14 protein-coding genes are annotated in these 19,041 nt (G+C 62.7%); 1 reads left to right on the top strand and 13 read right to left on the bottom strand.

Features of this window, described 5'->3' with window-relative positions:
* Positions 1-46 precede the first annotated feature (46 nt).
* Positions 47-712 (bottom strand): hypothetical protein, encoded by a 666-nt coding sequence (locus tag LGQ10_RS13995; RefSeq protein WP_226525892.1) that lies wholly within the window; start codon positions 710-712, stop codon positions 47-49.
* Positions 713-1,111: 399 nt separating this feature from the next.
* Between LGQ10_RS13995 and LGQ10_RS13990 the strand changes: the two genes are divergently transcribed.
* The gene (locus tag LGQ10_RS13990) at positions 1,112-1,378 is read left to right on the top strand and encodes a DUF3077 domain-containing protein (protein ID WP_226525891.1); all 267 of its coding nucleotides are present in this window, start codon (positions 1,112-1,114) and stop codon (positions 1,376-1,378) included.
* Positions 1,379-1,652: 274 nt separating this feature from the next.
* Here the strand turns inward: LGQ10_RS13990 and LGQ10_RS13985 are convergent, their stop codons facing one another.
* The 12 genes from LGQ10_RS13985 to LGQ10_RS13930 all read right to left on the bottom strand — a co-directional run bounded on the left by LGQ10_RS13985 (position 1,653) and on the right by LGQ10_RS13930 (position 18,241).
* The gene (locus tag LGQ10_RS13985; RefSeq protein ID WP_226525890.1) at positions 1,653-3,104 is read right to left on the bottom strand and encodes a mannose-1-phosphate guanylyltransferase/mannose-6-phosphate isomerase; all 1,452 of its coding nucleotides are present in this window, start codon (positions 3,102-3,104) and stop codon (positions 1,653-1,655) included.
* Positions 3,105-3,297: 193 nt separating this feature from the next.
* Positions 3,298-3,966: an alginate O-acetyltransferase AlgF gene (locus LGQ10_RS13980; protein ID WP_226525889.1), complete on the bottom strand. Its 669-nt coding sequence runs from the start codon at positions 3,964-3,966 to the stop codon at positions 3,298-3,300.
* Between the two features lie 15 nt (positions 3,967-3,981).
* Positions 3,982-5,154 carry an alginate O-acetyltransferase gene (locus LGQ10_RS13975; protein WP_226525888.1) on the bottom strand — a complete coding sequence of 391 codons (1,173 nt, stop codon included), beginning with the start codon at positions 5,152-5,154 and terminating at the stop codon, positions 3,982-3,984.
* A gap of 11 nt (positions 5,155-5,165) precedes the next feature.
* Positions 5,166-6,731 (bottom strand): MBOAT family O-acyltransferase, encoded by a 1,566-nt coding sequence (locus tag LGQ10_RS13970; RefSeq protein WP_226525887.1) that lies wholly within the window; start codon positions 6,729-6,731, stop codon positions 5,166-5,168.
* A 222-nt stretch (positions 6,732-6,953) separates the two neighbouring features.
* Complete coding sequence (locus LGQ10_RS13965; protein WP_226525886.1) at positions 6,954-8,078, bottom strand: mannuronate-specific alginate lyase; 1,125 nt, start codon at positions 8,076-8,078, stop codon at positions 6,954-6,956.
* Positions 8,079-8,086: 8 nt separating this feature from the next.
* On the bottom strand, positions 8,087-9,547 hold the full coding sequence (locus LGQ10_RS13960) for an alginate O-acetyltransferase (RefSeq protein WP_226525885.1): 1,461 nt from the start codon (positions 9,545-9,547) through the stop codon (positions 8,087-8,089).
* Between the two features lie 11 nt (positions 9,548-9,558).
* Positions 9,559-11,148 (bottom strand): mannuronan 5-epimerase AlgG, encoded by a 1,590-nt coding sequence (algG, locus tag LGQ10_RS13955; protein ID WP_226525884.1) that lies wholly within the window; start codon positions 11,146-11,148, stop codon positions 9,559-9,561.
* A gap of 26 nt (positions 11,149-11,174) precedes the next feature.
* On the bottom strand, positions 11,175-12,743 hold the full coding sequence (locus tag LGQ10_RS13950) for an alginate export family protein (protein ID WP_413247598.1): 1,569 nt from the start codon (positions 12,741-12,743) through the stop codon (positions 11,175-11,177).
* Positions 12,740-14,134, bottom strand: a complete 1,395-nt coding sequence (gene algK, locus LGQ10_RS13945) for an alginate biosynthesis TPR repeat lipoprotein AlgK (RefSeq protein WP_226525883.1) — start codon at positions 14,132-14,134, stop codon at positions 12,740-12,742. The genes LGQ10_RS13950 and algK overlap by 4 nt, the downstream gene beginning before the upstream one ends.
* A 2-nt stretch (positions 14,135-14,136) precedes the next feature.
* Positions 14,137-15,306: an alginate biosynthesis protein Alg44 gene (locus LGQ10_RS13940; RefSeq protein ID WP_226525882.1), complete on the bottom strand. Its 1,170-nt coding sequence runs from the start codon at positions 15,304-15,306 to the stop codon at positions 14,137-14,139.
* Positions 15,307-15,341: 35 nt separating this feature from the next.
* Positions 15,342-16,823, bottom strand: coding sequence for a mannuronan synthase (gene alg8 / locus LGQ10_RS13935; protein ID WP_413247597.1), 1,482 nt, complete (start codon positions 16,821-16,823; stop codon positions 15,342-15,344).
* A 101-nt stretch (positions 16,824-16,924) separates the two neighbouring features.
* Positions 16,925-18,241, bottom strand: a complete 1,317-nt coding sequence (locus LGQ10_RS13930) for a nucleotide sugar dehydrogenase (RefSeq protein ID WP_058437988.1) — start codon at positions 18,239-18,241, stop codon at positions 16,925-16,927.
* Positions 18,242-19,041: the final 800 nt, after the last annotated feature.

The following is a 19,041-nucleotide window of genomic DNA, read 5'->3' as shown; positions in this document are numbered from 1 at the left end:
CTTCTGATGGGCACATGTTCAGTTGCGGTGCGCGTTCATCGACTTCTTACGGATCAATTCCGGGAAGCCAGGCAAGCGGCCAGTGTGTCGTTATTTGCAGCGGCAACGAAAGAGCGATGAATTGTGTCTCAATCCGCACGCGCCCCTGTGAGTCGGTGCGTTCCCCTAGAATTACCGGCAGCCTCCTGCAACGCGCGAGAGCATCAGCCACACTTATGTGCAGCAATTTAGCGATGACGCGCGCAGCATCTCGGATGCGATCAGCCGGGCACGTAACCAGCTGAAGATCGTATTCGGGAAAAAAGTCGCGTGAAATGCCTGGCAACGGCTGTTGATCCACGCACCGACCACTGTAGAACTCGCCCCGATCTAGAAAGGCGTCTCGCTCGGCGTAGTGTTCAAGCGCAGCGGCATAGTCCTCAAGTTGTGAGAGCGGCTGCTGACGCTTCTGTACGCTCAGTACATCTACAAAGTTGGCAGTTTCAAGGCAATACGAAAGGCCGTGCGCTACGGCAAAGGCCGGCATTTCCTCACCGTTCTCGCCGGGTACGCTATTCGATTCTTCCTCGGGCGAAGAAAGGTAAAAGCGAGCTTCGATCAGCGGTGCTCCGTCCTTGACATAGACCCATGAATAGCGGCTCCAGACATCGTTATTGCTATCACATGTCGCAAGGGCTTCGATAACGTCACGAAGACTTAAAAGTAAAAGCATGTTAAAAATTCCCTCCACCCAATGCACCATATTCTACAGAGCCAATTGAGGTGTGCCCCACAGCTCTCTGAAGGTTGTTCATGCCTTGACAATGCCATCAGGATGGGACGGCCAGACGCATACTTCCCAACTCCCTCAGCCTGAACATAAATTGCGACGTCTTTGTCGTTGTTCCGTGTCGAACCCGGACTAGCCTTTGAGCGTCGCTGCTCATTCAACGACCGGGCTTGGTAACCCAGGCGCAACGGCGCCCCATTTCACTGTGCAATGGCGGCTGTGCGTGAGAGGGCTCGTCCCTGCCGGGTTCCTGTATCTCCGGTTTACCAACCTGCGCGCAGCGGCCACCCATTCGCTTGGTAACGAACGTGGTAGCTCTCACTTGGATACGGGAGTTCAATCATGTGCGCTATCAAGACCCTCGGCTTCGTCACCTTCGGTAGCTGTGGTGATGCCGATCAGACCCTGTTTCGCGTCAATGCCGATGTGCCTCTGCACCAGGCCCTGGAGCACGCTTCCACGCTGTTGTACTACGCCAAGAAACTCGCGCTGGATGCGGCCATGGAGGAGCAGGGCGAGCGCTACGCCTGGGCCGCGCATTTCCTGGCGGAGATGGGCAAGGCGGTGATCGACGATATCGGTTTGGGGATAGAAGCGCTCCAGGCGTGATCGTGTAGCCGCTGCCGAAGGCTGCGCACGGGCGCGTAGCGGCCGCCTGGATCTTGGATGCGTTGAAGGTCCTGCGGCCCTTGGCGCAGCCTCGCCCAGGCTCGACAGCGGCTACAGAGGCAAAAAAATCCCCCTGTCCAACCGCCTGCGGATAGGGGACGCAGGCGACCGGAAGGGGGTGAAAGGACTCGCTGACAACGACTCCCTGCTTCTACTTGCAGCTTGCCGCTTGAAGCTTACGGCTGCGTCTCTTGCCGCTTGAAACTCGCCGCTGTTACTGAGCGATGGTCTTCACCGAGACGCCACGCTCCACCGGCGTCGAGCGCCCGTAGATATCCTCAAAGCGCTCGATGTCGTCTTCGCCCAAATAACTGCCCGATTGCACTTCGATGATCTCCAGCGGAATCTTCCCGGGGTTGCGCAGGCGGTGCACCGAGGCAATCGGGATGTAGGTGGACTGGTTCTCGGTGAGCAGGAACACGTTCTCGTCACAGGTGACTTCGGCGGTGCCGCTGACCACGATCCAGTGTTCGGCGCGGTGGTGGTGCATCTGCAGCGACAGGCAGGCCCCCGGCTTGACCGAGATGTGCTTGACCTGGAAGCGCCCGCCCATGTCCACCGAGTCGTAGGAGCCCCACGGACGGTAGACCTCGCAGTGGTTCTGGGTTTCGCTGCGGCCTTGTTCGTTGAGGGTGTTGACCATCTGCTTCACGCCTTGGACCTTGTCCTTGTGGGCGATCATCATGGCGTCCTTGGTTTCGACGACGACGATGTTTTCCAGGCCGATCACCGACACCAGCTTGCCGTTGCCGTGGATCATGCAGTTCTTGCTGTCCTGGATCACCACATCGCCCTTGCTGACGTTGCCGTTGGCGTCTTTTTCATGCACGTCCCACAGCGACGACCAGCATCCCACGTCGCTCCAGCCGGCGGTCAGCGGGACCACGCAGGCGCGCTGGGTCTTTTCCATCACCGCGTAGTCGATGGAGTTGTCCGGGCAGCAGGCGAAGGTGGCTTCGTCGATCATCACGTTGTCCGGGTCCTGCTGGCTGCGCTCCAGGGTCAGGAGGCAGGTGTCGTAGATGTCCGGGTCGTGTTTCTTCAGCTCCTCGAGGAAACGGCTGGCACGGAACAGGAACATGCCGCTGTTCCAGAAGTAGCCGCCGGCCTGGACGAACTCGGTGGCGCGTTTTTCGTCGGGCTTTTCGACGAAGTGCGAAACCCGGCTGACGCCCTCCGGGAGCAGGGCATCGTTGGTCGACTTGATGTAGCCGTAGCCGGTTTCCGGCTTGGTCGCCGGGACGCCGAACAGCACCATTTCGCCACGCTCGGCGGCCACGGTGGCCAGGGCCAGGGCCCGTTGCAGGGCTTTCTGGTCGTCCAGCACGTGGTCGGCCGGCAGCACCAGCATCAGCTCGTCGCGGCCTTCGTTGACCAGCATCATCGCGGTCAGGGCCACGGCGGGCGCGGTGTTGCGGCCGAAGGGTTCCATGAGGATGCGCTGGGATTCGAGGCTGCGATTGCTCAGCTGCTCGTTGACGATGAAGCGATGGTCCTTGTTGCAGACCACGATGGGGGTGTCCATGCCTTCGAACACCAGGCGCTCCAGGGTCTGCTGGAACAGCGTGTGTTCGCCGGTCAGGGCGAGGAACTGCTTGGGGAATTGCTTGCGCGAAAGCGGCCAAAGACGTGAGCCGCTACCACCTGACAAGATCACCGGAATCATGTTGTTACTCCTTCAAATATCGTATGGGTCAGAGCTACTGCGTTCTGTCGTTTCACTCTCTTGTTTTTGTCGCGCATCCGGATCGCCCCTCCATTCTTCGCAGGAGCCAGGCTTGCCGGCGATGGCGTTCTCAAGGGCCATATCGCCGGCAAGCCTGGCTCCTACAAGGGAGCGTCAAGCCGGAGCATTCATGTCAGCGAGTGGAGACTGGGCGCTTGACCCAGACCGGCGACAGGTTGCTGCCGTTGCCGGTGACGTAGAGCACCGCCGCTTCGCCGCGCTCCAGGGCCACGGGCTTGAGGTCGCTGACCTTTTTCTCGCCGTCGTACAGGGCGAAGCTGACCTTCACCGGGTTGATTTCGCGCTCGCCGCGGCCCTTGGCGGCCACGGCCTTGACCACGTCGGTCTTGCCGTCGGCGGTCTTGAGCGTCAGGGCCTGGTCGCTGAGGTTCTGCACCCGCACCAGGGATTTCTGCTTGTTCTTGAACGGCGGCTCTTCGATCAGTTGCGGCTGGCCGCTGGCGTTGTTGACCAGGGTGTAATAGTGGTCGGCGGCGAGTTTCACCGGCACGCTCTGGCTGCCCAGCTTGGCGGTGTAGTCGCCGCCGGGCATGAAGCTGAAGTCGCTGCTGGCCAGGGGCGCGACGTCGTTGACGTTGGTGCTGCCCACCGTGGCGCTGACTTCGCTGTTGCTGGCGTTGTAGATGCGCACGAAGGTCGAGCCCTTGGGCGCGGTGGGGCCGTACAGCGCGGCGTCGCCACCGGCGAATACCGGGGCTGAGAGCAGGCCCAGGCCGGCGGCCAATACGGCAGCCTTCAGGGACTTGGCAGCGAGACGGCGAGGAGTAGTAGTGAAAGTCATGAGTGTTACCTCTTTTCAGTTTTGCGCCCGATCGGGCGTCTCGGATTTGTTGAGTGCAACAGTCTGTTGGCGAGCACCGGCTTGCTTGAGTTCTGCGACCCACTGCGGGTCGGCGTCGCCGATTTCGTTGTTCACGGGCAGATAGCGTTCAGGGAATTCCCAGATCAGCACCTGGGGCGGGTTGTTCTTGAAGTCGTCGCTCTTCAGGTAGCTGAGCATCGGCAGGATCGGGCCGTGGCCGTCTTCGGCGTAGCTCAGCACGTCGCTGTGCAGGGCCTGTTTCAGGGCTCCGACAAAGTTCCAGTTCGGGTTGGCGCTGTAGCTGGTGCCCACCAGGGTCACCGGCACTTCGTGGTCGGCGAACAGGTTGTCTTCGGCACCGGTCTGTTCCCCGGCGGCGTGGGTGACGCGTTTTTGCAGCGGCTCTTCGGCCGGCATCAGGTTCTCGAACAGCGGGTCCAGGGGCAGGAAGCGCCGCAGGTCGCCCTGGTGCTTGACGGTCTCCTGGGTTTCGGTGACGAAGCGTTGCGGCTGGCCACTGAGCGGGGTCTTGGCGGCGATGGCCTGGGCCAGTTGGCGGGCGACGACTTCGGCGCCGGCGGGGGTCCAGTGGGTGTCGGTGCGCAGGAACACTGACTGGCCCTGTTGCTTGGCCTGTTGCAGGGGCCCCAGCAGGTCGGGGGCAAGGATCTTGTCGGCGGCGACCCGGGCGTGGAAGTCCTGGTAGAGGTTGGCGTGGATGCGCGCCGGGCGCACAGCGTCCATGTGTTCCGGGTACAGGCGCACCTTGGCCGGGACGATGGCCATCACCAGTTTCACCCCGTGCTCCTTCAAGGTCTGGCGCACGCCTTCCACCAGGGCGTAGTTGCCCTGCAGGTTGAGTTCCTCGTTGACCACCGGGTTGAACTCTTCATCGCTGTACAGCCACTGGTCGCGGCCCAGCACCACCCCCGGGCGGCCTTCGTTGAACAGCTTGAAGTCCAGTGCAGCCCACAGGTTGGTGCCCAGGCGCTTGATCGGGAACTGGTCGTCGTAGTGGGTTTCCACCGCCTTGGTCCAGCGCCCGTTGAGCACGGTGGCGTCGTTGTTGGTACTGAAACCGAAGAAGCTTCGCGCCGACCACAACCCGAGGACCGCCAGGGTCACCAGGAACAGCGCGATGTAGAACACACGTAATGAGCGGGTCATGGGCAGATCCCTCAGAACTGGAAGTAAAGGAACGGCGAGAAGCTTTGCGCCGAGAGTTTGAGAATCGAGGCAATGAACAGCAGCAGCACCAGGGCGCGCATGGCGTAGCGCGACCAGTCGACGGTCCAGTAGGCCGGCTGCACCTGGGCTTCGGTGCCGACGATGTAGCCTGGTTGGTGGATGCTGCCGGGGTTGTCCCCGGGCACCGCCTTGATCAGGCCGGGCTGGGCGCTGGCCGGGCCGTCGGCTTCGCTGTCGACTCCAGGCTTGGCCTTGACTGGCGCCGGGGTGCGGTACAGGTCACGCAGGCCGAAGAACGCCAGGGTGATGTAGGCCACGACCAGGGTCGCCACTTGCAGGCCAGTGAGGCTGGCGCGATTGAGTTCCGACAGCGACCAGTCGCCGAAGCTGAACATGGCGCCGTACATGCGGCCCGCCACGTGCAGGTTCTCGGCGCGGAAGATCACCCAGCCCATCACCACCAGCAGGAAGGTCAGGGCCCAGCGGATAGGGTTCAGGCTGCGCGGGGTGGTGTTGATGCCCAGGGCCTTTTCGATGGCCAGCCACATGCCGTGCCACGCGCCCCAGACGATGTAGGTGAAGTTGGCGCCGTGCCACAGGCCGCCCAGGAGCATGGTCAAGAACAAGTTGCGGTAGGTGATCAGGGTGCCTTTGCGGTTGCCCCCCAGGGTGATGTACAGGTAGTCGCGCAGCCAGGTGGAGAGGCTGATGTGCCAGCGCCGCCAGAACTCGGTGATCGACTGGCTGATGTAGGGCTGCTTGAAGTTTTCCATGAAGCGAAAGCCCATCATCAACCCCAGGCCGATGGCCATGTCGCTGTAGCCGGAGAAGTCGAAGTACAGCTGCGCGGTGTAGGCCAGGGCGCCGAGCCAGGCGTCGCCCGTGGTGGGGTTTTGCAAGGCGAAGCAATGGTCGGCGACCACCGCCAGGGTGTCGGCGATGAACACTTTCTTGATGAAGCCCTGCATGAAGCGGGTGCAGCCTTCGGAGAACTTGTCCAGGGTGTGGGTGCGATTGTTGAACTGGTCCGCCAGGTCGCGAAAGCGCAGCACGGGACCGGCGATCAGGTGCGGGAAGATCGCCACGAACGCCGCGAAGTCGATCAGGTTACGGGTGGCCGGGGTGTCGCCGCGGTAGACGTCGATGATGTAGCTGATGGACTCGAAGATGTAGAACGAGATGCCGATCGGCAACAGCACGTGGGTCAGGATGAACGGCTCAAGCCCCATGGAGGTCATGATGGCGTTGATGCTGTCGACGCCGAAGTTGGCGTACTTGAAGTAGCCGAGGATGCACAGGTCCACCGCTACCCCCAGCAGCAGCCAGCGCTGGGCGGGCTTGGTCCTGACGCCGGCAGCGCCGACCTTCAGGCCGATCCAGTAGTTCCACAAGGTGACCCCGGCGAACAGCGCTAGGAAGTCCACGCGCCACCAGGCATAGAACACGTAGCTGGCGATCAGCAGCAGCAAGTTGCGATAGCGTTGCCCGCTCAGGTAGTACAAGCCGAGAAAGATCGGCAGGAACAGGAACAGGAACACATTGGATGAGAAAACCATCCCGATCTCTCCTTGTTTAACCAATAGTCAGGGGCCGCAGCCCCCCCAAACCCCCCCGTGGAAAACCATGGGAGGCGTATTGCATTCACCGGCGCCGTCCGGCGTGCGCATCGACCCTCACAACGTCCCCTGTAGGAGCGAGGCTTGCCCGCGATGAACGATGACGCGGACCGGCGGTTGGACCGAGGTGCCTTGATCGCGGGCAAGCCTCGCTCCTACGGGTTATGAGCCCTTCTTACCCTTCTCGAAGGCCGGGTCGTAGACCTTGGTCAGGTCGCCACCCAGGCGGAAGGTCTTGAACGGCTGCATCTTGTGCTTGCGCTCCAGCACATCCGGGGCGCAGGTGTAGAGGCTGCAGTAGGGTTCCAGCCAGGCGAATTTCGAGTCGACCTTGAGGTCGGTCATGTCCTGCTGCTTGCCGTTCTTGCGCTCGAAGGTGTCCGGGTCCTTGACCCCGGCCAGCACCCGGTCGCCCAGGCGCTTGAGGGCGCCGTGGTTTTCCTGGCCCAGGTCCACACCGTTGACCTGGGCGAAGCTGGCGATCATCGCCAGCGGCGGCAGGGCGTAGTTGTGGTAGGCCAGGGCCCGTTGCTGGCGCTTGAGCTCGTTGGGCAAGAAGCCGTCGGCGTCGACCTGGTTGGCGCCGACCTTGTATTCCTTCACGGCCCAGTCGAACAGGTCGCGGCGGTTGGTGGCCACCGCGGTGGCCATTACCGACCAGGCGGCCCAGTAGGAGTGGTTGTTGATCTTGTCCAGGGGCAGGTTGTCCCAGTCGCTGACCACCTGGTCGGCCATCTTGCTGAACCAGGTCTCGATCTTCTGCGCCTGTTCCTGGTGGGTGGCCAGGGGGTGGGAATCGGAGAACTTCAGCCGCAGGTAGGCCGAGGCCATGCTGCCCAGGGCCCATTTGCGCATGGACTTGCCGGTGTGGTTGAAGTCCTTGGACATCAGCGCGTCGGCCTGGGCCCAGGCGCTGAGCCAGGCGAGGGTGCAGTCCAGCTGTTCCGGGCGGCCATCGCGCATGAACTGCATGACCCGCTTGCTGGTGCCACGCTCGATCTTGGTGATGTCGGCGGTGGTGTCGCGAAAGGCCTGTTCGGACTGCACGTTGAGCGTGGCCCGGGCCTTGTCCGAGCCTTCGTACTTGCTGCGAAACTGCAGGGCGCCGGTGTAGGGCGCCGGCATGGCGTCGCAGCCCTCGCTGCTGTCGCCGCTCTTGAACTTGTCCACCGGGGCGTAATAACCCTGGGGCGGGCGCAGCGGCGCGGCAGCCTGGGCGCTGCCGGTGACCATGGCCAGGCCCAGCAGGCTGGGGAACAACAACTGTTTCAAGCGTCTGGTTTGCATAGGTAACCTCATTGCCCGATCTGCGCGGTGCGTTGCCCGGCGCTCGGGAATACGTTGCGTTTGCAAATTTTCGCTTCGACCTTCTGCCCGGCCGTGCCCGTTTCCGGGCCCTGGATTTCCACTGCCAGCAGGTTCTGCGTGGCCCAGTCTTCATCGGTGCGCAGTTCGAAGGCGAAGCGTCCGTCGGTGTCGGAGGTTTCCGGCTTGTCGATCTTGATGTCCTCGTGGCGCCCGTTCATGTACCAGAGGGTGGCTTGCAGGGTTTTCACCGAGGTGTCGGCGAAGCGGATGTCGACCTGATGGCCGCTGTTGCGCAGGTCCATGTTCTTGCTGTTGACCAGCAGCTCGTTCTTGCCGGGCTTGAGGGTGGTGCTGGCGCTCATCTGCGCGTCCTTGCCCTCACAGCCGTTGTCCAGCAGGGCCATCATCTGCCGGTAGATGGTTTCCTGGTCCAGGCGGTACAGCGGCGAGAACTCCCAGATCAGGATCTTCGGCGGGCTCTTCTGGAACTCGTCGCTGCCCAGATACTGCAGCATCGAGCCTTCCAGGCCGCCGCCGGGGAAGGCGACGTTGAGGATGTCGGCACCGATGGCTTCTTCGAGGAAGCCGGCGAAGTTGTAGTTCTTGCCACTGTGGCTGGTGCCCACCAGGGTGATCTGCGGGTTGCCAGAATCGCCGAACAGGTCGCCGTCGCCGGCCTCGCCCTTGGGCTCGGTGGTGAACTGGTCCATGTACTGGATGGCGTAGCTGGTGCCGCACAGCTGGCCGGCCATGTTGTGCAAGGTGCCGGTCTTGCCCATGCGCCCGGATTTGCGGGTCTCGAATTCACGCCGTGGAATGTCGGCGAAGGCTGGCAGTTGCTTGACCTTGCCGGCGACGATCTGCGCCGTGCGCTGGGCGCCGTAGGGGGTCCAGTGCTGGTCGCCACGGAAATAGAAATCGTGGGCCGGCAGGGTGTCGGGCAGCTGTTCGTTGGTCAGCGGCGAGAGGTCCGGCACCACGTAGCCCATCTGTGCGAAGCGCCCGAGCATGGCCTTGTAGTTGGTCAGGGCCTTGTCGTAGTCGAAGCGGGCTTTTTCGGCCGGGTTGAGTTTGTTGCGATTCACCAGGCCGCGGGTTGGCTGATAGACCACCACCAACTCCACGCCCTTGCTCTTGAAGGCTTCGTGCAATTGCTTGAGGCGGCGGTAGCCTTCGGGTGTGGTGTTGAACTCGGTGCGCAAATCTTCCTGGGTACGGAACAGCCAGTCGCCCTGGGCCTGCACCAGGGTGGTGAAGTTCTGCTGATAACGGGTCACGTAGTTCTTCGCGTCGTGGGCGGCCGGGCAAAGGTTGCAGCACGGCTCGGCCTTGAAGCTTGGCGCGGCGTTCTGGCCGGCGGCCTGATCGGCGCGGGCGCCGGCGCTGGCGGCGAGAATGCCCGCGGTCAGGGCCGACAGGCCCAGGAGTTTGATCCAGTGTGGGTGCATGAAAGTCATCCTCAATCCCGCATTTCGGTCTGGCGTTCGACGGGGTCGATCAATACGGCTTTGCGCTGGCGTACCAGCAAGTCGAGAATTTCATCCTGGCGGTCGCCCAGGACCCCGGAAAAGCTGATGCCGCTGCTCTTGGTCGGCGCCAGCATGGAGACCCGGTACAGCTCCACGCTCAGGGGCGAGTCGATGGACATCGGTCCGCTGCCGTTGGCCGCCAGCTCGCCGCCGACCACGATCAGCGAGACCTGGGCGTCGAACGGGTCGAGCTTGATGTCGCGGTCGGTGTCGGACAGGTCCTTGATGTGGCCGTAGACCCCGGTCAGCCCGTTGGCCATGGCGATGTTTTCGTACAAGCGGATGTTCACGCTGTTGCGAATGCGGATGCCGTGGCGGCGGTTGCTCACCACCTTGTTGCCGTAGATCAGGTTGTCGGCACTCTCGTAGAGGGTGATGCCGTCGGTGTGGTTGCGGTAGATCTCGTTGTAGGCGATCAGGTTGTTGATGCTGTTGCGGTCGATCACCAGCCCCGAGAGGTGGTTGTCGTAGCTGCGGTTGTTGAAGATGAAGCTGTCGTTCACTTCCCGGGAAATGATGATGCCGTGCTTCTTCTTGGTGCCGTAGACGGTGTTGTCGGCAATGATCAGGCCGTGGGAACGGTCGTGGGGGTCGATGCCGTAGACGATGTTGTCCTTGTAGGTGTTGCCCTTGAGTACGAAACCTTCGGTCTCGTAGCAGTAGAAGCCGTACCACATGTCCGAGAAGGTCGAGCCGATGATCCAGCCGGTGGGTTCGGAGCGCTTGAGGACCTTGGCCATGTTCGGCGTGTACTGGGAAATGCTCACTCCGTAGGACTTGGAGTTGGCGTAGCCGAAGCTGGCCATCGTGCTGTTGGCGATGTAGGTCTGGGTGCCGCCCCATGCCAGCAGGAACGGACGAAACTCCTTGGCCGAGCGGAAGGTCGCCGGGCCGTTGTCCTTCTCGCGCCAGCCGGTGACTTTGGTGTCGCGCACGAACAGCTGGCCGTCGTTCACCAGGAACGAGCCGGCTTCCTGGGACAGGCGCAACTCCTTGGTCTGCCGGTCGATTTCCAGGATGCCGTGGCGGCCGACGACGATGGGCAGGCGCGCCAGGTAGACCCCGGGCGCGGTTTCGCTGAGGTACTGCTTGGGCAGCTTGCTCGCCAGCTCCTTGAGGTTGACGTAGCCGTCGTCGATGAAGATCGCCTGGGGAATGCCGTGCTGGCGTACCACCCATTCGGCCATCTTGTTGTCGCCGCCGATGAAGTCCTTCAGTGCGTCTTCCTGCATCATCCGGCGCACGCTGATCTTGCCCGGCTTGTTGCGCACGACTTTCGCCGCGACCGCTTCGGCGGTGTAGCCGGAAAGGTCGGGCAGGGTCGGCTTGGCCAGGGCCAGGGGCTCGGTGGGGGCGCTGCTGACGGTGTAGGTCTTGGCCTGTTGCAGTTCCTTGGCGACGATGGGCGCCTTGGTCGTTTCGACGCTGGCGAAGGCGCTGCTGCCGGCCAGCAGCAGGGCGCCGGCCAGCAGGCTCAGGGAGCCTTTGTAGCGCTGGCTGTTGTGGGGGTAGCCATTCATGTCGGGCACTCCTTGGGCGGCTTGCATCAGAAGCGCCAGATCACGTCGATGAAGGCGCGGTGCATGTAGGAGTCGACCTCTTTGCCGTAGGCGTCGCCGGGCTTGAACACGCCACCCCGAAAACGCACCAGGGCCGAAGGTTCATCGATCGACTGGCTCAGGGCCGCCGGCAACAGGCCTTGCTTGAAGTACTTGGTGACCACCAGGTCCATCTCCTGGCCGAGGTCCTTCTTGCCGTCCATGAGTGGCAGCGAGGTGCTGGACAACAGGGCGCCGGTGGCGTCGTCGTAGTTGTTGTCCACAGCGTTGATGCCGTTGCTGCCCACCGGCTTGTTGCCGTCCACACGCCAGAACTTGTGGTAGACCAGGCTGGCGTCGTAGTCCTCGCGCAGTTGCCAGGAGCCGAACAGGGTGGCGCTCTGGGTGTTGTTCATTTCGCCCCTGAAGGCTTCGCCGAAGCGATGCACCCGGGAGCGGGTGCCGGTGTAGTTGGAACGGTTGCTTTGCAGGCCGTTCTGTTCGTACTCGGCGCTGGCCCGGGCATAGGCCGCGCCTACTTGCCAGTTCGGGTCCAGGCGCAGGCGAACCCCCAGGTCGGTGGCCCAGCCGTTGAGGTTTTCACCGCGCTTGGCCTGGGTCGGACGACTGCCGTCGGCGTTCAGTGGGGTGACCGTATCGCGGTCGCCGCGCATGCCGGTGAGGCTGGCCCAGTAGTTGACCGTGTTGGTGTTGCGCCAGTTATAGGCGTCGCTGTTGGCTTCCAGGCCGAGCCAGGTCAGGTCGCCGTTCTGCTTCTTGTCCAGCGGGTCGCTGGCCTCACCGGGCTTGGCGTAGTCGAGCTTGCCGTCATCGTGGGTGTGGTGGGCGCGGATGCCGACCCATTGGCCGGGCGTCCACTGGTAGGCGACGTCGGCGTAGGCGTGCAGGCGATCCTTGTCCTTGGGCGCCAGCTCCTTGAGGTCGGTGCGGTATTCGCTGAAGCGCTCGGCCAGGCCCAGGTTGGCCCGCAGCAGGGTGGTGTCGAAGGTCCAGTTGAGGGCTTCGATGTTGGTGTCGCGCCATTGCCCGTCGTCATTGCGCAGGCGCTGGCGGCCGAACTTCAACTGCTCGCCGGGGTAGGCGGTGAAACCGCTGTAGCCGACCCAGAACTCGCGCATGGCCAGGTAGTTCTTCTTGGCCTTGCGATCGTCGTTGGCGGACTGCTGGCTGGCGTCGTCGCCGGATTGTTGCAGGGTGTCGGTTTCGATCACGTCGGTGGAGGTCACCGCCTGGCCCATGGCGTAGGCGCTCCAGTTGCCGCTTTCACCGTAGACCCAGGGCCGCAGGTCGAGGCCGATACCGTTGACGTCGCCACCGCCTTGGGTGCCCAGGTCGCGGTCATCCTCGGACTGGCCGGTGATCTTCACTTCCAGGCCGAAGTTCTTGGTGTCGCTCAGCGCGGCGAAGGACGGTGCCGACCAGGCGAGGGCGATGCCCAGGCCGATGGCCAGCTTCGACAGGCGCAAGGGGCGTGTGTCGACCTGATGGACGCGTTGCGCTGGTGCGCAGCCTGCGGCAGCGGCTACAGGGGCGGTGTTGAATGGGGTGGGCTTCATAGGGCTTCCTCGCCGTCTTCTTCCTGCAGGGCGTGCAGTTGCAGCGTGTTCTGGGTCAGGGCGCCACGTACCGCCTGCTCCTGTTGCAGCAGGCGCTGGGCTTCGGCGCGCTGGCCGGAGGGCAGTTGTTGATCCAGCTGCTGGGCCAGTTCGTTGGCCTGGGGTGTGTCCTGGGCCTTGGCCAGCTGGCTGAAGACGTAGGCGTTGACCGGGTTGGGCGCGGTGCCGCGGCCCTGGGAAAACAGCTGGGCAATGGCGAAGTCGGCGCTGTTCTGGCCGTTACGGGCGGCGGTCAGCAGGTGGTCCAGGGCTTTTTGCGGATAGACCTGGCCCAGGTAGCCACGGCGGTAGATCTGCCCCAGGTAGTAATCGGCGGCGACCTCGCGGCCCTGGGCTTGCTTGAAGTGTTCCTCGGCCACCTTGGCGTCCGCCGGGACCCACTTGCCTTCGTAGTAGAGCTTGCCCAGCAGCAGCTCGGCCCGGGGCTGGTCGGCGGCGCGGCCGTTGTCCAGGTACTCCATCATCTTGTCGACGTCACCCAGTTCGGGGAAGTCGTAGAGCAGTTGCGCCAGGCTGACCCAGGACGCCGGGTAGCCGGGGGCTACCTGTTCCAGCAGGGCCTGGGCGGTCTTTTCGTCCGGCTTGCCGAGGCTGGCATCGCCCAGTACCCGGGCCACGCTGTCGACTCGCTGGGCGCTGACGCTGCCCCGGCTGTAGCCGGCCTGCAGCTGCTTGATCAACTCGGCCTGCTGTTCCGGCTGGCCGCGCTTCTGGTAGACGGTGGCCAGCTCGACGTAGCAGATGTCGGTGCTGTTGAGGGCGGCCTTGCAGATGCTTTCCACTTGGTCCAGGTGCTGGTCGTAGGTGCCCTGGGTGCGGTACAGCAGGACCTGGGCCAGACCGGCCTCGGGGTAGCCGGCGGCGCGCCATTGGCTGATCTGCTGCTGGGCGTCGACGTTGGGGAAGCTGTGGGGATATTGCAGGTACAGCATCGCCAGGGGGATCAGGGTGTTGCCTTCGCCATTGGCAAAGGCTTTCTTGAGCAGGCCTTCGGCTTCGTGCTGCTCGGCTTCGCTGGAACCGGGCTTGGCCACCAGCAGGCGACCCAGCCGGGCCTGGGCCCGTGGCGAGGTGTCGGCTGCGGCGCGGTAGGTGGCCTCGGCCTGCTTGATCTGCGCCGGGTCGCGGCTTTCCACCTGGATGTCCGCCAGGCCCACTTGCGCTTCGCTGTAGCCCAGGTCCGCCAGTTGGCGGTAGTTCTGCTCGGCCAGGGCGGTGTCGCCACGCTTGAGGGCTTCGTTGGCCAGGCGTTGGTCCGGCAGGCCGGCGCAACCGGCCAGGGCCAGCGCTGCGACCAAAGGCAACACCGCGAGTTGGGTAGGCGTGTTCATGGTTACAGACCCGCAGCCATGGCTTTGTCGATCAGCCAGTTCATCGAGGGCCCGCGGTCACTGCTAACCTCCACCGGCCGGCCGGCGAATTCGCTGCCCAGCGGCGCGTCGGGCTTGATCTGTACGCGGATGTCGGAGGACAGGTCGTTGCTGTTGAGGCTGGTGCTGCTGACGATGGTGCCGGTGCGCACGTCATCCTCGCCGGCGATCTGCAAGTTGACCCGGCTGCCCGGACGCACGTCGCCGAACTGGCGGTAGGAGAAACGCGCCTCGACAGTGGCCTGGCTGCCGCGTGGCACCAGTTGGTAGATCACGTCGCCCTTGCTGGCGTATTGACCGTCGGCCACCAGTTGCTGGGCCACGGTGCAGTCGCAAGGGGAGGTCAGGGTGCCGGTCATCTGCTTGCCGAACAGCTCCTCGACCTTGGCCGGCTGCAGCTGGTTTTCGTCCAGGTGACCCTTGAGCACATCCAGCATGCTGGTGCTGAAGGTGGCCAGGGGAGCGCCCTTGGCCACGTTGCCGTTGGCAGGCACCAGGCTCTGCACCGTGCCGTCGCGCGGCATGGTGACGTTCATCCCGGGCACGTTCACCAGGCCGGCCTCGGCGTGGCTGACGAAGTACATGCCATACACCGACTTGAGGATGAAACCGAAAGCGGCGAGGCCGACGATGAAGATCCCGGCACTGAAGGTCACGGCCCGCAGGCGGCCCAGGGCGCTCATGCCGCTGCCGCTGTCCTTGTGCTTGCGGGCCTTGGTGAAGTTGTCGCGCTGCAGGGTGGCGAGCACGTCGCCCATGCTGACGATGTCGCCGGCCAGATGCGAGGTGATCAGGTGGCGCAGGGTGGCGATGTCCTGGGGCTCGAGGTTCTGGAACTGGCAGCCGACGCGGCCGCTCTGGCGGTCGAAGGAGCGGATCTGCAGCTCGACGTCCATGGCCAGGCCGAGGTTGTCGATGACGAATTGCAGGCGACCCTTGTGCACGGCGCCGACGGTCAGAGCCTGCTGCCCGGCATTGAAGCTCAGGCCGCCGGCGGAGAGGTCGTGGACCCGCACTTCCAGGGGCTTGGCGTCGCTCCCGAAGAAGCGCAGCTTGGCCGGGATCTTGACCCGTGCGTGCTGGCGTTGAGCTTCGGATTCATGCACTACGTTGACGTTGACGGCGGTGTTCATAGAGTCGAGTTCCTAGTTAATTCAGGCAAGGCGGTTCAGACCATCAGCAGCAGCACGGCGACGAACACGCTGCCGGCCGAGAAGGTCATGGTTCGGGACGACCAGGTGTTGAACCAACGTTGAAAACTGGCCAGGTCGCGGGTCAGCTTGGTGTCCTGGCGGGTCCAGGACTGCTGGTCGAGGCGGAAGAACACGTAGATCTTCACCAGCGCGCCGACGATCTGGTTGTAATAGAGAATCAAGGGGTAGGCCGGGCCGATGCGGTGCCCCGAGCAGGACAGCAGCACGGTCAGAATCAGGCGGGTGATGCCGATCCACAGCAGGTAGGCGAGGATGAACGCGGTGCCGTACTTGAAGCTGGCGATGAGGGCCACGGTCAGCCCCAGCAGCGAGGTCCACATCGATACGCGCTGGTCGAACAGCACGACGCTGGTGAACAGCCCCAGGCGCTTGATGCCCAGGCCCAGCGCCCGAGCGTTCTGCCGCAGGTTGTTGCCGTACCAGCGGAACATCAGCTTGCGGCTGGCCTTGATGAAGCTCTTCTCCGGCGGGTGTTCCACGGTGTTGATCGCCGCGTCAGGCACGTAGAAGGTGTCGTAGCCCAGGCGCATCAGGCTGAACCAGCTGGACTTGTCGTCGCCAGTGAGGAACTTGAAGCGACCCAGGCGCCAGTGCTGCAGGGAATCGCTTTCGACGTCGGCGATGAAGTCCGGGTCGGTGACCACGGTGGCGCGGAACACCGACATGCGCCCGGTCATGGTCAGCACGCGCTTGGACAGGGCCATGGAGCACATGTTGATGTGACGCTGGGCGAAGCGCAGCTTGTGCCATTCGCTCATGATGTAGCTGCCGCGCACTTCGCAGAACTCGTTGGTGGTCAGGCCGCCGACATTGCCGAACAGCTGGAACCAGGGCACGGTCTTGCGTACCACGCCTTCGCCGAGCACCGTGTCGCCGTCGATCACGGCCACCACGGCGCGGTTGTCCGGCAGGTGGCGGGAGATGGCGCGAAAGCCGAAGGCCAGGCCGTCGCGCTTGCCGGTGCCGGGGATGCGCACGAAGTCCAGCTTGACCCGCTCCGGCGGGTTCATCCGCGCCCACAGGCTTTTCACCAGCAGCTCGTCGGACATCTCCACGATCGAGCAGACCACGGTGGTGGGGAAACCGCAGTCGATGGCTTCGCGGATCACCGAGCCGTAGACCTGGGCGGTGGTCAGCGCGTCGATGCGAAAGCTGGTGACCATCAGGTACACGTGGGACGGGTCCGCCGCGCTGCCGAGCTTGCGCACCTTGCGCCGCAAGTGCGGGTAGACCACGTAGAGAAACAGCATGCCGCGGACAAAGTGCGTGGCACCCATGGAGTAGCGCCAGATACCCACGGCGCCAATCAGGAAAATGAAGTCCTTGGACTGCGAGTCGAAAGTCGAGGTGGGCAGCAGCAAGGCCATCCCCATCAACAGACTCAGGTAGAACAGCCAACCGGCGGCCTGGAGCAGGCCGTGCTTGAGCCTGTGCATAATCTGCATCCTAAAATCAGTTGCAAGCTCCAAGCCGCAAGCTCCAAGCTCCAAGCGTGGAGCTCTTGCTTACGGCTTGAAGCTTGAAGCTTGCCGCTGCTTTACCAGCAGATGCCTTCGGTACGGCCTTTGCTGCAGGTGGCCTTGGACATGAAGCCCACCAGGTCGATGACCTGCTTGCCGTGGGGCACGTCCTGGGCCAGGGCGCGGAACTTCTCGTCACGGTTGCCGAGGATGATCACGTCGGAGTTGTCGATCACCGCGTCGAAGTCCGAGTTGAGCAGGGACGAGACGTGGGGAATCTTCGATTCGATGTAGTCCTTGTTGGCGCCGTGAACCCGGGCATATTCGACGTTGCTGTCGTAGATACTCAGGTCGAAGCCCTTGCCGATGAGCATTTCCGCCAGCTCCACCAGCGGGCTCTCGCGCAGGTCGTCGGTGCCGGCCTTGAAGCTAAGGCCCAGCAGGGCGACCTTGCGCTTGTCGTGGCTGGAGACGATGTCGAAGGCGTTCTGCACCTGGGACTCGTTGCTGCGCATCAGCGAGTTGAGCAGCGGCGCCTGCACGTCCAGGGAGCCGGCACGGTAGGTCAGGGCACGCACGTCCTTGGGCAGGCACGAGCCGCCGAAGGCGAAGCCCGGGCGCATGTAGTACTGGGACAAGTTGAGGGTCTTGTCCTGGCAGACCACGTCCATCACATCGCGGCCATCGACGCCCACCGCCTTGGCGATGTTGCCGATCTCGTTGGCGAAAGTGACCTTGGTGGCGTGCCAGACGTTGCAGGTGTACTTGATCATCTCGGCCACTTCGATGTCCTTGCGGATGATCGGGGCGTCGAGTTCTTCGTAGAGTGCTTGCAGGACGTCGCCGGAGGCCGGGTCGAGCTGGCCGATCACGGTCATGGGCGGGAAGTCGTAGTCCTTGATGGCGGTGCTTTCACGCAGGAACTCGGGGTTCACCGCTACGCCGAAATCCACCCCGGCCTTCTTGCCCGAGCAGTCTTCGAGGATCGGGATCACCACGTTCTTCACCGTGCCCGGCAGGACGGTGCTGCGCACCACCACGGTGTGACGGGTGGCCTTGTCGCGCAGGACAAAACCGATTTCGCGGCATACCGATTCGATGTAGTCCAACTCCAGGTCGCCGTTCTTCTTGCTCGGGGTACCGACACAGATCATCGACAGGTCGGTATCGCGGATGGCCTCGGCGAAGTTGGTGGTACCGCGCAGGCGGGCAGTGCGGATGCCCTGTTCCAGAAGTTCACCCAGGCCCGGTTCGACGATCGGCGATTTGCCGGCGTTGATCAGGTCGATCTTGTCTTTGGAGATATCCACGCCAACCACTTCATGGCCCCGTGCAGACAGGCAACCGGCACAGACTGCGCCGACGTAACCCAAACCGAATATGCTGATGCGCATCGCATTTACCTCTGTGTTATTCACGCCATTAGATGGCCGGAGTTAATGTTTGCCAGCTGTTTTCGCGCACTCGGAAGTACAGCAAAGAACGCTGTAATGTCGTGTGCAGGCAGACTAAGTTCCGAGTGACTAAATAAATGCACTCAAGTTGTGCGCAACCAATCCTTGTTGTTCTGATGTGCCCTTGAATGGCGCCGGCGGCTCCTGCTGCAGGGCTCCCGAATGGCCATCGATGTTCCAGTTGATGGCTGGATGCCACGTAGTACGGGCTCTCCATGTGCTGCTGGGAGGCCTTGAAGGCCAGCTGTTCCTTGGCTTGCTAGGGGATAGTGGGTCGACTTATCTCCTGTGGTTTATTGACTGGTTAATGTGTCTGACTTGTTTGGTTAGTCAGCTCCGAAACTTCGTTAGTTGTTTTCAGTTCCGTGTAAGTCATCTCGTACAGCGTCGTTAAGAATCGTTACCGGTGGTATGAGCGGTCTCTGGAGGCATAGTTCCAACCCACTCATCCTGTTTTCTGAAATTTCTTGAAATACCGAAAAAGATGGCACTGCTCTCAAATTGATAGCACTAACGGTTTGAGCCTTTAGTTATGGGGAGATAAAGCGGTGGGATATTTTTGTGCCACTACCGAATAAAAAAAGTGGTGCCACTACTGAAAAAAATCACTCATGTCGAGTGAAAGAAAAGTCATGAAATTATATGAAGGTTTTATGGCGCCATAAAGTTGACGTTATTTGGCGGGAGAATGTGCAGATGATCACATTCTGGCGCGCTCGCCATGAAAACGAGCGCGGCAG

This window comes from Pseudomonas sp. L5B5 (assembly GCF_020520285.1).
Classification (GTDB): domain Bacteria; phylum Pseudomonadota; class Gammaproteobacteria; order Pseudomonadales; family Pseudomonadaceae; genus Aquipseudomonas.
This window is presented reverse-complemented; position numbering and strand designations above follow the sequence as displayed.

Coding starts and splice junctions, on each gene's coding strand:
- LGQ10_RS13995 (WP_226525892.1), bottom strand. CDS start 712: ATGCTTTTACTTTTAAGTCTTCGTGACGTTATCGAAGCCCTTGCGACA.
- LGQ10_RS13990 (WP_226525891.1), top strand. CDS start 1,112: ATGTGCGCTATCAAGACCCTCGGCTTCGTCACCTTCGGTAGCTGTGGT.
- LGQ10_RS13985 (WP_226525890.1), bottom strand. CDS start 3,104: ATGATTCCGGTGATCTTGTCAGGTGGTAGCGGCTCACGTCTTTGGCCG.
- LGQ10_RS13980 (WP_226525889.1), bottom strand. CDS start 3,966: ATGACTTTCACTACTACTCCTCGCCGTCTCGCTGCCAAGTCCCTGAAG.
- LGQ10_RS13975 (WP_226525888.1), bottom strand. CDS start 5,154: ATGACCCGCTCATTACGTGTGTTCTACATCGCGCTGTTCCTGGTGACC.
- LGQ10_RS13970 (WP_226525887.1), bottom strand. CDS start 6,731: ATGGTTTTCTCATCCAATGTGTTCCTGTTCCTGTTCCTGCCGATCTTT.
- LGQ10_RS13965 (WP_226525886.1), bottom strand. CDS start 8,078: ATGCAAACCAGACGCTTGAAACAGTTGTTGTTCCCCAGCCTGCTGGGC.
- LGQ10_RS13960 (WP_226525885.1), bottom strand. CDS start 9,547: ATGCACCCACACTGGATCAAACTCCTGGGCCTGTCGGCCCTGACCGCG.
- algG (WP_226525884.1), bottom strand. CDS start 11,148: ATGAATGGCTACCCCCACAACAGCCAGCGCTACAAAGGCTCCCTGAGC.
- LGQ10_RS13950 (WP_413247598.1), bottom strand. CDS start 12,743: ATGAAGCCCACCCCATTCAACACCGCCCCTGTAGCCGCTGCCGCAGGC.
- algK (WP_226525883.1), bottom strand. CDS start 14,134: ATGAACACGCCTACCCAACTCGCGGTGTTGCCTTTGGTCGCAGCGCTG.
- LGQ10_RS13940 (WP_226525882.1), bottom strand. CDS start 15,306: ATGAACACCGCCGTCAACGTCAACGTAGTGCATGAATCCGAAGCTCAA.
- alg8 (WP_413247597.1), bottom strand. CDS start 16,823: ATGCACAGGCTCAAGCACGGCCTGCTCCAGGCCGCCGGTTGGCTGTTC.
- LGQ10_RS13930 (WP_058437988.1), bottom strand. CDS start 18,241: ATGCGCATCAGCATATTCGGTTTGGGTTACGTCGGCGCAGTCTGTGCC.